9 protein-coding genes and 5 pseudogenes are annotated in these 12,984 nt (G+C 42.5%); 8 read left to right on the top strand and 6 right to left on the bottom strand.

Annotation, left to right across the window (positions count from 1 at the left end; all coding sequences use genetic code 11):
* Window position 1 precedes the first annotated feature (1 nt).
* Entirely contained in the window at window positions 2-1,738 is a 1,737-nt protein-coding gene (gene fruA, locus EXA13_RS05095; protein WP_238132210.1) for a PTS fructose transporter subunit IIBC, read from the top strand.
* Between the two features lie 108 nt (window positions 1,739-1,846).
* Here the strand turns inward: fruA and EXA13_RS05090 are convergent, their stop codons facing one another.
* Window positions 1,847-2,836 (bottom strand): bile acid:sodium symporter family protein, encoded by a 990-nt coding sequence (locus EXA13_RS05090; RefSeq protein ID WP_238132209.1) that lies wholly within the window; start codon window positions 2,834-2,836, stop codon window positions 1,847-1,849.
* 259 nt (window positions 2,837-3,095) lie between these two features.
* Between EXA13_RS05090 and arsB the strand changes: the two genes are divergently transcribed.
* Window positions 3,096-4,112: an ACR3 family arsenite efflux transporter gene (gene arsB, locus EXA13_RS05085; RefSeq protein ID WP_238132208.1), complete on the top strand. Its 1,017-nt coding sequence runs from the start codon at window positions 3,096-3,098 to the stop codon at window positions 4,110-4,112.
* 15 nt (window positions 4,113-4,127) lie between these two features.
* On the opposite strand, the gene EXA13_RS05080 is transcribed toward arsB, so the two are convergent.
* A complete protein-coding gene (locus tag EXA13_RS05080; RefSeq protein WP_238132207.1) occupies window positions 4,128-5,105 on the bottom strand; it encodes a LacI family DNA-binding transcriptional regulator in 978 nt (325 codons plus the stop codon).
* Here EXA13_RS05080 and EXA13_RS05075 point away from each other — a divergent pair.
* Both EXA13_RS05075 and EXA13_RS05070 read left to right on the top strand, forming a co-directional pair.
* A pseudogene (locus EXA13_RS05075) lies at window positions 5,044-5,814 on the top strand (PTS transporter subunit IIC); the annotation flags it as partial. The gene EXA13_RS05080 and the pseudogene EXA13_RS05075 sit on opposite strands and share 62 nt — an antisense overlap.
* An 87-nt stretch (window positions 5,815-5,901) precedes the next feature.
* The gene (locus tag EXA13_RS05070) at window positions 5,902-6,321 is read left to right on the top strand and encodes a universal stress protein (protein ID WP_238132206.1); all 420 of its coding nucleotides are present in this window, start codon (window positions 5,902-5,904) and stop codon (window positions 6,319-6,321) included.
* Window positions 6,322-6,550: 229 nt separating this feature from the next.
* On the opposite strand, the gene EXA13_RS05065 is transcribed toward EXA13_RS05070, so the two are convergent.
* Both EXA13_RS05065 and EXA13_RS16960 read right to left on the bottom strand, forming a co-directional pair.
* Window positions 6,551-6,799 carry a DUF3297 family protein gene (locus tag EXA13_RS05065; RefSeq protein ID WP_238132205.1) on the bottom strand — a complete coding sequence of 83 codons (249 nt, stop codon included), beginning with the start codon at window positions 6,797-6,799 and terminating at the stop codon, window positions 6,551-6,553.
* A gap of 142 nt (window positions 6,800-6,941) precedes the next feature.
* Window positions 6,942-7,067, bottom strand: a pseudogene (locus EXA13_RS16960) (hypothetical protein); the annotation flags it as partial.
* A gap of 537 nt (window positions 7,068-7,604) precedes the next feature.
* On the opposite strand from EXA13_RS16960, the gene EXA13_RS05060 reads away from it, so the two are divergent.
* The 4 genes and pseudogenes from EXA13_RS05060 to EXA13_RS05045 all read left to right on the top strand — a co-directional run bounded on the left by EXA13_RS05060 (window position 7,605) and on the right by EXA13_RS05045 (window position 12,026).
* Complete coding sequence (locus EXA13_RS05060) at window positions 7,605-8,603, top strand: OmpA family protein (RefSeq protein ID WP_238132204.1); 999 nt, start codon at window positions 7,605-7,607, stop codon at window positions 8,601-8,603.
* Between the two features lie 11 nt (window positions 8,604-8,614).
* The gene (locus EXA13_RS05055) at window positions 8,615-9,457 is read left to right on the top strand and encodes an Ig-like domain-containing protein (protein ID WP_238132203.1); all 843 of its coding nucleotides are present in this window, start codon (window positions 8,615-8,617) and stop codon (window positions 9,455-9,457) included.
* 343 nt (window positions 9,458-9,800) lie between these two features.
* Window positions 9,801-10,678: pseudogene (locus EXA13_RS05050) on the top strand (IS3 family transposase); the annotation flags it as partial.
* A gap of 272 nt (window positions 10,679-10,950) precedes the next feature.
* Window positions 10,951-12,026: pseudogene (locus EXA13_RS05045) on the top strand (IS110 family transposase).
* 172 nt (window positions 12,027-12,198) lie between these two features.
* On the opposite strand, the pseudogene EXA13_RS05035 reads toward EXA13_RS05045, so the two are convergent.
* Window positions 12,199-12,315, bottom strand: a pseudogene (locus tag EXA13_RS05035) (helix-turn-helix domain-containing protein); the annotation flags it as partial.
* Window positions 12,316-12,429: 114 nt separating this feature from the next.
* Complete coding sequence (locus EXA13_RS05030) at window positions 12,430-12,618, bottom strand: YegP family protein (RefSeq protein ID WP_238132202.1); 189 nt, start codon at window positions 12,616-12,618, stop codon at window positions 12,430-12,432.
* Window positions 12,619-12,984 lie beyond the last annotated feature (366 nt).

Here is a 12,984-nt window from a genome sequence, read left to right as displayed (position 1 = left end):
TATGAATATTGCCATCATTACCGCATGCCCCAGCGGGGTTGCCAATAGTATTATTGCCGCAGGTCTCCTTGAGCAGGCGGCCAAATCACTGAACTGGACTGCAGCGGTAGAGTGTCACTCTTCCGTATTGGAGACGCATACATTAACAGAAACCGAAATCGCACAGGCTGACGTGGTTATTCTTGCCACTAATACCCCTGTCGATACCACTCGTTTTGTTGGTAAAAAAGTCTACCAAAGTGATATTTCTGCCTGTACTAACGATCCCAAAACGTATCTCACCATGGCGGTCGAACAAGCGAAAGAACTTTCGGCTGCGGAAGCGACCGCTTTCCAAACATCGGCGACAACCAGCCATGCCGCGAAGAAAATTGTTGCAATTACTGCTTGCCCAACAGGGGTTGCCCATACCTTTATGGCCGCAGAAGCCTTAGAGGAAGAAGGTAAACGTCGAGGCCATCAGATAAAAGTAGAAACACGTGGCTCTGTGGGTGCAAAAAATCAGTTAACTGCACAAGAGATCGCTGAAGCAGACCTTGTGATCATCGCGGCCGATATTGAAGTACCGTTGGATCGCTTTAATGGTAAAAAAATGTACCGTACCAAAACGGGCCCTGCATTGAAAAAAACAGCAGAAGAGATGGATAAAGCTTTTGAAACAGCTACGGTTTATCAGCACTCTGGCAATGCAAATGATAATGCTACGGATGAGAAAAAAGGGGTCTATAAACACCTTATGACCGGGGTATCTCATATGTTACCAGTCGTCGTGGCTGGTGGCCTAATCATTGCCCTTTCTTTCGTCTTTGGTATTGAAGCGTTTAAAGAAGAAGGCACGCTTGCAGCAGCGCTCATGTCCATTGGTGGCGGTTCAGCGTTCGCATTAATGATTCCTGTTCTAGCTGGTTATATTGCTTTCTCCATTGCTGACCGCCCTGGTTTAGCTCCAGGCTTAATTGGCGGTATGCTTGCGAGCTCAACAGGTGCTGGTTTCTTAGGTGGGATCGCCGCAGGTTTTATCGCGGGTTATTCTGCAAAATGGATTGCTGATCATGTCTCTCTTCCACAATCGATGGAGGCATTAAAACCGATACTTATCATTCCTTTTATTGCCAGCTTAATCACTGGCTTAGTGATGATTTACATCGTAGGTGGTCCGGTTTCTGGCATTATGTCTGCCATGACAGAGTTCCTAAATAGCATGGGTTCCACCAACGCTATTTTGCTCGGTATCATTCTTGGCGCAATGATGTGCTTTGACTTGGGTGGCCCAGTGAATAAAGCGGCCTATACCTTTGGTGTCGGTCTGCTTGCTTCTCAAACCTATGCGCCGATGGCTGCAATCATGGCTGCGGGTATGGTTCCTGCACTAGGAATGGGCTTAGCCACTTTCCTTGCGAAAGACAAATTTGAAGCGGGCGAACGTGAAGCCGGAAAAGCCTCGTTCGTACTTGGCCTTTGCTTTATTTCTGAAGGTGCCATTCCATTTGCTGCAAAAGATCCAATGCGTGTGATTCCAGCCTGCATGGTGGGTGGGGCATTAACCGGTGCTTTGTCTATGTTATTTGGCGCTAAATTAATGGCTCCACATGGTGGTTTGTTTGTGCTGATGATCCCAAATGCAATTAGCCCGGTATTGATGTACTTAGTCGCTATTGCTGCCGGAACCGTGGTAACAGGAGCAGGTTATGCATTCCTAAAATCACGTGCAGCTGATAAACACGTAGCGACCGCTTAAATCCCTCTATTATTAGAAGCAACAACATGAAGTCTTGCCAGTGAGCGCTCCTCTCACTGGCTTTTTCCTTTTTCTAGGCCCAAATCCTGCTCCTACTGAAAAAGTGAACTACGCACTTTTGGCTTCACTTTGACGAGCATATCGATTCGCTAATAAAGCGCAGTAAAAGATCTGGATAGGATGGTAAAGCATGATCGGAAGCAAAAGCATACCAAGCGAAGGATCTGCACCAAAAATAACTTTAGCCATAGGAATACCCGCGGCTAAGGTTTTCTTAGTACCACAAAAAACCGCGGCGACCTCATCAACCAGAGCAAATTTCAACTGCTTTGCCCCCCACTGAATAAGGTGAGTCATAAAAAGTAGAACAAGCGTACAAATCACAATCGCCATCGCTAATAAACCCAGCGAAAACTCATGCCAAATGCCATTTACGATCGAGTCACAGAAAGCATTATAGACAATCATCAAAATGACGTATTTATCCACTTTATTCACAACAGATTGATTTCGTTCAGCCCAAGCGATCAAGTAAGGTCGTAAAAGCTGGCCTATCAGCATCGGTAAAAGAAGCAGTTTAGAAATAGAGAGAACTGATTCTAACAAATTGAGTTCAACCCCTTCAAAACCCATAAACAACTGAATAAGCAAAGGAGTGATAAAGACACCAATAATACTAGAGAGAGAAGCATTAAAAATCGCCCCCGGCACATTCCCCTTCCCAACACTGGTCATCGCGACAGAAGAAGAGATCGTACTAGGTAACACCAGCAGATAACAAAAACCAAATGCTAAGGCAGCAGGCATATAAGTGAGAAAAGCATCACCAAAAATCACCCATAACAGCGGGTAAACCACAAAGGTCGCCATCTGAATATAAATATGTAACCGCCAGTTAGTAATTCCGGCCTTAATCGCACGAGGCGATAAATTTAATCCATGCAAAAAAAAGACGATGGCAATCCCTACTCCTGTCAATTGATCAAGATGGATCCATCCACCAGATCGTCCTAATTCTGATGTAACGGTAGCGAAAGCCATTACAATGACCATGCCCAGTAAAAACCATTCTTTTTTGAGTTTATCGACAATATTCATTCGCTGTTCTTCTATTTATTCTGCCCACAGGCTTCACGGTTGGAGGGATAGGTGTGGATAGTAAACGGGTTACTTCCCTATCGCCATAAAAAATCGTCCCTTTCCCGCCCTTAGTCTCTGAACACAATACCATGAGTAGTACTTGTGTCATTGACTCAACATTAGATATATGCGAAATTTCATATATGTTTTTCAATCACACTTTTGATGCTAAGTCTAAGAAGTCTTTCATCAAACCATGTTCTTTAGGAGAACAATTATGGGGTTATTTGAACGCTATTTATCCGTTTGGGTTGGTCTTGCCATTGTCGGTGGTATTTTACTGGGTATCCTTGCTCCCAACGTGTTTGCCGTTGTTGCTCAATTTGAATATGCACAGGTGAACTTAGCCATTGCAGCGTTGATTTGGTTGATGATCTATCCAATGATGGTTCAAATTGATTTTTCTTCAATCAAAGATGTCGGTAAAAAACCCAAAGGTTTAATCTTAACCTTAGTTGTCAACTGGTTAATTAAACCGTTTACGATGGCTTTTTTAGGCTGGTTATTTTTCAAAGGATTATTTGCTGATTGGGTCGATCCACAAACAGCGACAGAATACATTGCAGGCATGATTCTACTCGGCGTTGCTCCTTGTACCGCGATGGTTTTTGTCTGGAGCCAACTCACCAAAGGTGATGCAAACTACACGCTGGTGCAAGTTTCAGTCAACGATATTGTGATGATTTTTGCCTTTGCCCCGATTGCTGGGTTCCTTCTTGGCGTTACCGATATCACGGTTCCTTGGGATACACTGCTGCTGTCTGTGGTGCTTTATGTTCTTATCCCACTACTTGCTGGTGCATTTACGCGCCAAAAACTCGATAAAGCGGATGACCACTCTAGACTCAATGTTTTTCTGACTCGCATGAAACCTTGGTCTATCGTTGGCCTCCTTGCCACTGTTGTATTGCTCTTTGGCTTTCAAGCAGAAACCATTTTATCCAAACCACAAGCCATCATACTCATTGCCATTCCACTATTAATCCAAACCTATGGTATTTTTGCCATTGCCTATTTTTTAGCGAAGAAGATGAATCTTCCTCACAATATCGCCGCTCCTGCTTGTATGATTGGTACTTCAAACTTCTTTGAACTTGCAGTTGCCGTCGCTATTTCATTATTTGGCCTTCATTCCGGATCCGCATTAGCAACCGTGGTTGGAGTGCTGGTCGAAGTCCCTGTTATGCTCAGCTTAGTATGGTTTGTAAACCGTACTCGCCACTGGTTCGATTAACTCCCCCGGCTGAAGTTAATTAATTGAAGTACTCGCTCGCACTTGCAAAGTAAAATTAACTTCTACCCTTGATGGAGGGGCCTCATTTTTAATGGCGTGCAAAAGCATTTCCGCGGCTTTTGCTCCCATTTTTTCATAATCAACTTCCAAACACGTTAAGCTAGGAAAAGCATGAGCTCCCATTGACGTCCCTTCTAACGAGATAATAGCCATATCCCACGGTACTTTAATCACTCGACGATGGCATTCAAAAAGTGCTCCTATGGCTATATCTTCATGACTACAAATTAAGGCATCTAAACCCGCCTCTCGTAGTAATAATTTACTCACTCCTTCAACACCTAGTTGAGCAGAAGGCCCTTCATGGGTTGTTAAAAAATGATCCGGAGTGAGATAATTTTCCAACATCGCACTTTGCCAACCATGTAATTTTTGCTGCAAGGTCGAGTGTTGTGTACGCGCTCCGATAAACCCGATCTTTTTAAAACCACGTTGAATCAAATGCTCGGTGGCTTGCTTCCCCATTTTAAAATGGTCAACGGCCATTGTTAAGTAGCCGACGTTAGCATTAAGCTCAGAGATTTCAAGCACTTGAGTATTCGCCGCATCAAGCAACTGCTGAGTTCTGGATGAATGAATCGAACCAAAAACAACAACACCAGTAGGGCGACTTTCCAGAAAAGTCGCCAATAATTTTTCTTCTTGTTCCGTCGAATAATCACTGTAACCCAGTAAAAGTTGATAGCCTGCTTTATTGAGTGTTTGCTGAAATCGAGGTAAAAAAAGTGCGCTCGACTTTTCAACCAGTGAAGGCAAGATCAAAGCAATAGAATGACTTTCACCAGAAGCCAGCGCTCCTGCTGTTTTATTGGGAATGTAACCGAGTTCGTCGATCACTTGTTGAATTTTTTCTCTGAGTTTTTCTGAAACAAGTTCCGCTATTCTTTCATCCAGTGGCATGAAAGGTGTCCCATTAATTGCGTTGGGTTCCATGGTTGTAGGTTCAGTTATGGTCTTCTTCCCAGCGATTGCTCATCGCTACATGAAACAAGTAACCGGCTCTGATGATGTCGCTATCGGGCATTTCTCAACTTTATCCTACGTATTAGCGGGATTTATTGGCAGTAAATTCGGTAATAAAGCCCACTCGACCGAAGAGATGAATGTGCCAAAAAGTTTACTTTTCCTACGTGATACCCCTGTCGCTATTTCATTTACCATGGGTATTATCTTTATTATTACTTGCTTATTTGCTGGCGGTGATTTTGTACGCGAAGTCAGTGGCGGAAAACATTGGTTTATGTTTGCGTTGATGCAATCAATCACCTTTGCAGGTGGTGTGTATGTGATTTTACAAGGGGTACGGATGGTTATCGCTGAGATTGTTCCAGCTTTTAAAGGTATCTCTGACAAGCTGGTTCCAAATGCAAAACCAGCTCTTGACTGCCCAGTTGTATTCCCATAGGCACCCAATGCGGTCTTAGTCGGCTTTCTTTCCAGTTTTGCCGCTGGGTTAGTCGGCATGGTGTTGTTATATGCCATGGGCTTAACCATTATTATTCCAGGCGTTGTGCCTCACTTCTTTGTTGGTGCAGCCGCTGGGGTATTTGGTAATGCAACCGGGGGAAGAGGCGGAGCCATTCTTGGCGCATTTGCACAAGGGTTATTAATTACTTTCTTACCTGTGTTCCTAATGCCGCTGTATTTTTTGGTTTTGTAACCACTTCGACACTATTTTTTATGATGACCACTATGATAAGAATAATTATCCCAATATAGGAGTGTAGTGATGACATACCAACATATCTTGGTTGCACTGGACTTGTCTGATGATAGTAAATTGCTTATCGATAAAGCGACTTCTTTTGCCAAGCTAGTTCATGCCGACGTTTCGTTTATCCATATTGACGGTGCTATTGGCGAAATCTATCCAGATTTAGTGGATATTCAGGCCAACCCAGACCATCGGCCATTGACTGAGCATTCCAATAAGCGCTTACGAGAGCTGCAAAACTATACAGATTTTCCCATCAGACATTTTTATGTAGGGACGGGAGATTTAAGTAATAAGCTAGAAAAAACTATCAATGATAATGGTTTTGATCTGCTCATTTGTGGACATCACCACGATTTTGTTAGTCGACTTCTTTCTTATTCTCGTAGCCTAATTAACCATTCTCCGATTGATATATTGGTTATTCCGATGTAAGAGTTCGCTTAAGCTGTTCTTTGTACCGTTCCCGTATACAAAGAACAGCATGTACAATAATGAAGATACAACTGAATCTCTTCCGTTTGTTTGTACCCTTATTCAGAGAAAGAGAAAACGGTTGTATTCTTTTGCTGATTTTGTCTAAACACGGCGTAGATCATCCAGATCAAAAACGACAGGTTAGGTTCATTCCCCCAACACTGTCGCTATAGGCCGAATCAATCGCTTATTTGTAAAAAGCTTCTACTTCGCCTTTTAGCTTAATCAACATTGGTTGGCCAAAACGATCTTTTGCTCTTGGTGATGGAATTTTCACCCAGCCTTCACTAATGCAATATTCTTCAACATCTGTTCTTTCTTTGCCATTAAGACGAATACCGATAGGATATTCAAAGCACTCAGCAACATAATGTGGACTGCGAGGATTCCCCGCCAAGTGATCAGGTAAAGCGGGTTTTGTCTTAGTATCGCTCATATGCGTAACCTAAAATATGTAAGAAAAGTGCGCCATTGTAGACAATACAAGCTTGTAGCTCAATGCCTAGCGTTGACAACCTATTTTGATGCCATATGTATAGCTCAGTCCATCGAATAAGTTATAAATGGTGAATCACTTCCTAAGATGAAACGGTATGGCTGAATAGCGTAAACAGCGCCATCTCTTTTAAGTCATAGGTAGGATTTTCAACTGCAAAATATAACGCTTTTAATGGACTGGTACTACAGTCCAACAGTGGAGTGTCTAAACCATAATGTTACGCCTCTACTAGCTAGCCATTCAATTCTACTTTGAGGACGAGATTTCATGTATGGCTCAGACAGTCTCTTAAATTGAGACATTAGGTTATTTCTTACTGATCAACGCATATTCTTCATACAACTCGAATTACCTAAGTTTTCCAAAAGCTTATTCCTCGAATTATTTAATATCTAACAGATTACGCTAACGCCTAATTAAGGGAACACTAGATATTACACTTTATCCTTACATATCAGTAAACTATAAAAAAATACATACTAATAACCAATATTGACGCAACAGATATACAGAACGTGAATGACCTTAAAAATCCCCAAATCAGCCGTCACTAGCATTCACCCTCAAACTAAATAAAGCCTCGTTCTAACCTAAAGGTGAGACTAGTTCCACTCTTGAAACGATCCCCCAACATTATCAGCATAAATTGTTATGAGAATGCTACCATCCACGCATAGATATAAATATACACATACATGCATATCTATGAATTCATACCCATCTATTTATTTGGTTGATATTTATGAAAAAAATAACTTTGCTTGCTAGTTTATTAAGTATTCCTGTACTGGCAGAAACTGAACCCCCTCAATTTTTTATTGGTGCTAAAGGGGGATACCAATGGGCTTCAGACGACACTTATAATCACTCCGAACCTAGTGGTTCTATCTGGGGGGTTTATGGCGGTGTACACCTCTCCTCTGTTTGGAGTTGGGATATGGGCTATCAATATCATGATGAATTAAAAGCGGATGCCACATCGGTCAATGTTAAAACTTGGTTGATTGAAAGTGCCTTACGTTACGATTGGTATCTACAAGATAACCTAAGTCTGTACGGTCGACTTGGTGTTGCCTATTGGGATATGGAAAAAAAACAGCTTTCGTCAGATAAACTTGATGCGACTGGCTTCTCTCCTCTTGGTGAAGTGGGGATAAATTATAACTTGACTCCTAGTATTCGGTTATCAGCAGGCTACCAATATATTGATAGTATAGGCAAATCAAACACAGGAAAATACGATAGCCATGCGGCTTTGATAAGCCTTGCGTATACCTTTGGGCATACAACTCAATCAACGCTAGTCGAAACGGCTCCTGTTATTGAAAATAGTTCAGAGTCTGGAGAGGAAATTATCGATAGTGAATCATTACTTCAAACGTGGACCTTTTCTGCAAAAACTATTGAGGGCGGCTTTGATTTTGATGCCATCAAGCTCAGTAATAATCTTATTCAATCATTAACCGAGGTGGCTTCTGTACTAAATATTCATCCTCAAGCTCGGGCGGTTATTGTAGGACACACAGATTCGACAGGCGCAGAGGCTTATAACCAAACACTATCTGAACGCCGTGCACAAGCAGTGGTGAACCAGCTTATTGATTTAGGTGTAAATCCAGAGAAGATTGAATCGTGGGGTGAGGGGGAATCCAATCCAATTGCAGATAACGTAACCATAGAGGGAAGAGCACAGAATCGCAGAGTTGAAGTCACCATCCCTAGCTTTAAATTCCAAGAGTAGGTTGTATTATTATGATTAAATGTTTTAAAACCTTATTTCTAATAGTGGTTTTTCCACTACTAACGTTATTAACTGGTTGTAATTCAGAAGGGGCTTTCAATTCTGAATCTCAGCCACCAGTAGACGCTGTGGTTTTTGACATTACAGTAACCCCCTCACCGATTTCGGTGTTAATAAATCGCACACAGCAGTTGGTTGCGATGGCTAAATTTGATGATGGTACTGAAAGTGATGTCGCTGGTTCTGCAACGTGGACAATAGTAGGAAACCCAGAAATTGCAACGGTATCCGCTTCTGGTTTAGTAACGGGTATCTCTAAAGGTAACACTGAGCTCACTGCCAGTAAGGGTGGCATCACCAGCAAGACGGTGAATGTGAATGTGTGTGACAACCTCGCAGAAGCATGTATTGATATCTTCGATACGGGTAATGGTAAGTTATTTACCAACTCACCATCAAAGGCTTACCTAGACAGCATTGGCGGTAGTGCAAATGATACTTATGCGTATAAGGAAGATGGAAAGTCCGGCCCAGTCGGTGTTTTTTACCGATTCACCTGGTCTGACGCAGAGACACTGTGCGATATGTACAACGACCATAGTCTCGGCGGGCGAAAGAACTGGCGTTTAGCGACAAAAGACGAGCTAAAAGAGGAACTGTTCGACGTATACATTAATATGTTTACCGAGCGCGAGTGGCCGGCCTTCTACGCCTATTGGACGGCGACTCTTAATCCTAATCCTGATCCTTATGCTGATGGTTCACGCTATTTCACCGTGCACCTCATCGATGAGCGAATCATCAGCTACGATCCGAGCGCCTGGTACTACGTATCCTGCGTCTCAAATCCTTAACGTTGAGCGTTTAGAGTTTAACGTTTTAATTTTAGTTTTAAAGTGCCAGAGTTGCATCTGGCACTTTTTATCCCCCCACTAGGCTGGAATGTGATCAGTTAAAGAGCTCTAGCACATCAAAACGAATTATTCTGCTTCCGTACTTTCAATTTTAAAAAATTATATGCCGACTAGGAGCTGTTGGTCTTTGCTGCACATATTTCATTCAGCAGTTCATCGGCAGACCACGGAAACTGCATGAACATCACCGCCCCGTAAGGCTTTCGATAACTGTAGTGGCATAGTGAATTTGGTCACTTAGTTAGAGGTGATATCATCACCTCATAAGTTAACAGGTGACATTATGACAAAACGTACAAGACGATTATTTAGCGCAGAATTTAAGTTAGAAGCAGCGCAGCTAGTCTTAGACCAAAATTACTCAGTGACTGAAGCAGCCCAAGCCATGAATGTGAGCAAGTCCACGATGGATAAATGGGTTCGCCAGCTTAGAGAAGAACGCCAAGGGAAAACACCGAAAGCTTCACCTATGACCCCTGAGCAAATAGAAATTCGGGAATTGAAAAAGAAACTGGCTCGCCTTGAAGAGCATAATGAAATACTAAAAAAAGCCACGGCTCTCTTGATGTCGGACTCACTGAACAATTCTTGACAATCAAGAAACTCAAGCAGAGCCACAGCGTAAAAATATTATGCGAAGTCTTCAATGTTCATCGAAGTAGTTATCACTATTGGCTTAAACGCCCAGCGTTAATTAATGCGGAAACAATAAAACTGCGCAGCTTGATTAGCGAGGCTCACGCCGCAAGCAATGGCTCTGCGGGAGCGAGAACCATTGCAGATATAGTCACAAATCAGGGTGTAAAGCTGAGCCGATACCGAGCAACAAAGCTAATGAGAACGCTTGGTTTAGTGAGCTGCCAAGAACCAAAGCATCGTTACAGAAAGGCTTCACAAGAACATATTGAAATTCCAAATCACTTAGGTCGTCAGTTTGCTGTTACCGCCCCAAATGAAGTCTGGGCTGGCGATGTTACGTATATTTGGACAGGTAATAGGTGGATGTATTTAGCGGTCGTTATCGATCTTTTTGCCCGCAAAGTGATCGGTTGGTCAATGTCTTTGTCGCCTGATAGTCGGTTGACAGGTAAAGCGCTGTCTATGGCCTATGAATCTCGCGGAAAGCCAAAAGGTGTCATGTTCCATAGCGATAGTAATAATGTGTTGGCTAGATTTCTTCATGCACTATTTAAGAAAGTTGGTTCATGCTTGAAAGATGGTACCAATAATGTACTGAGCTTTCTGACCCACATAGCGATCGACCTTATGTGTCCTTCCTTGGATCTGTCGATTGCTTAGTATCATTATTTGGTGAGGGTTGCCTCGCTGATATTTGTGACTCAAGAAGGGCCTGACGCCTGTCTCATTACTGTCTTGTCCAAGTATTTGGTTTTGCGACTCTTGTCCATAATCACATAGTGAAGGAGTTGCCAATGAAGCGAAGTAGAACATCATCTTATGTTATTGGTGGCGTGGATACTCATAAAGATATCCATGTAGCTGCAATCGTCAATGACTCAAACCAAGTACTATCAAGTGAATATTTCCCAACAACCCGTCATGGATATAAGGAAATGCTAAAGTGGATGTCCTCATTTGGCAAAGTATCACGTGTGGGAATTGAGTGTTCTGGGACGTATGGTCTAGGCTTACTTCGTTATATGCAAAGCAATGGCATCGAAGTATTAGAGGTAACAGTCCCAGATAAAGTTGATCGAAGAAAACGAGGCAAGGATGACACAATAGATGCGGAAAATGCTGCTCATGCAGCGTATTGTAAATTACGTACGGTAACACCTAAGACGCGAGATGGGATGGTTGAGTCGTTAAGAATACTCAAAGGCTGCCGTAAAACAGCAATGGCAGCTCGCACTGTTGCCCTTCAAATGATTAGAACGAGCATTGTATCTGCCCCCGATGAAATAAGGGATACATTAAGACACATGACTCATATGACTTTAATTCGCACCCTAGCATCAAGTCGACCTGATTTAGCTGTGTATAAAACATTTCTAGCGCATATAGAATCGTATTTAAATCCCTAGCTCGTCGATACCTCGAGCTTCATGACGAGATTGCGGATTTGGATAAAATGATTTCTTCTATCGTTGACGCACTTGCCCCTGAATTAATCGAACAAAAAGCAGTTGGGTATGAATCCGCCGCACAATTACTGATAACACTGGGTGATAACCCTGAACGCTTAAACTCTGAATCTAGCTTCGCCGCTTTATGTGGAGTTAGCCCTATACCTGCATCCTCAGGAAAAACCAATCGACACAGGCTTAATCGAGGCGGTGATAGGTCGGCCAACAGTGCACTCCATATTATTGCGATTGGTAGGCTTAGAACCGAGCAACGTTCAAAAGATTACGTCAAAAAACGAATCGCTAATGGGCTGTCAAAAATGGAAGCTATCCGGTGCTTAAAGAGGTATATAGCACGTGAAATTTATTACCTTTTGAAAAATAGAAACGCCTTAGTCAACAGTATACAAATACCCACTTGACTCTTAGAAGGGCATCCAAGGCAGTCACTATACCAGCCGTAAATACCGTTAATTGCTGTGGTGTTTTCAAATAAAACAGAGTTTATCTCGCCAAGGAAACTGTTGGGATAATGCGCCAATGGAGCGCTTCTTTAGAAGTCTGAAAACGGAATGGGTGCCAACTGTGGGTTATGAAAGTGTCTCTGGAGACGCCCATGACCTTGCAGGCTCTAGATACATTGCCGAGTTCTTCTGCAATATTGAGAAGGCCAGCTTTGTGTTTGATGATTGGGTTGCTAGTATGAAGCATGAGAGTTACCTCTTATTGTCTTTGATTACGGATTTAGCACCTTTAATCAAAGTGGGTAACTCTCAACTTTTCAAATTGAAGTGTCAGATCTAGTCGGAACTAATACAGTACATTTTAAGTGTAAGACTCGTCAACAGTTATTGAGTCTGCGTTACTCTTAACAGAGGCGATACCATTTTCTGCCCCTTGCTTTGAAGCGTACATTTCACTGGTCGCAATCACTTGCCCGTTGTCTGCTTTAAGTACAAAGTAGTATGGTTGATTAGTATCCTTTGTAGATTTCTTAATTACATACTTGCCCATCTGTTTATTCCTTTTGTGTAAATGTAAATTATGAGAATGATTCCTCACACGGATATATCTAGGTTGTTGAATATTAACTCAAGTTCATTTTGCGTATTTTGTGAGCAAATCATGGTTTATCGCAGTTTCAGTGCACATAACGCCGCATCAAGGGGCAGGCAACGCAAACCACTACGCTCAAATTAACCAGCCGTAACCTCAAACACTCAACCAAACCAAAACTGCCAAGCGTTGACTGTCCCACTTAAATCACGGAAACCGCATGAACATCACAACCCTGTAAGGCTTTCGAGAACCTTACTTAAGTAGTTTTCATCCATTGCGCAGTTCATCCGTTTGCGTTTAATACCACCTTTAAATGTGGTT

Origin of the sequence: Vibrio cincinnatiensis, from assembly GCF_022113815.1 — a bacterium.
Lineage (GTDB): Bacteria > Pseudomonadota > Gammaproteobacteria > Enterobacterales > Vibrionaceae > Vibrio > Vibrio cincinnatiensis_A.
Note: the sequence above shows the minus strand (reverse complement) of the source record. Positions and strands in the feature narration are given on the sequence as shown.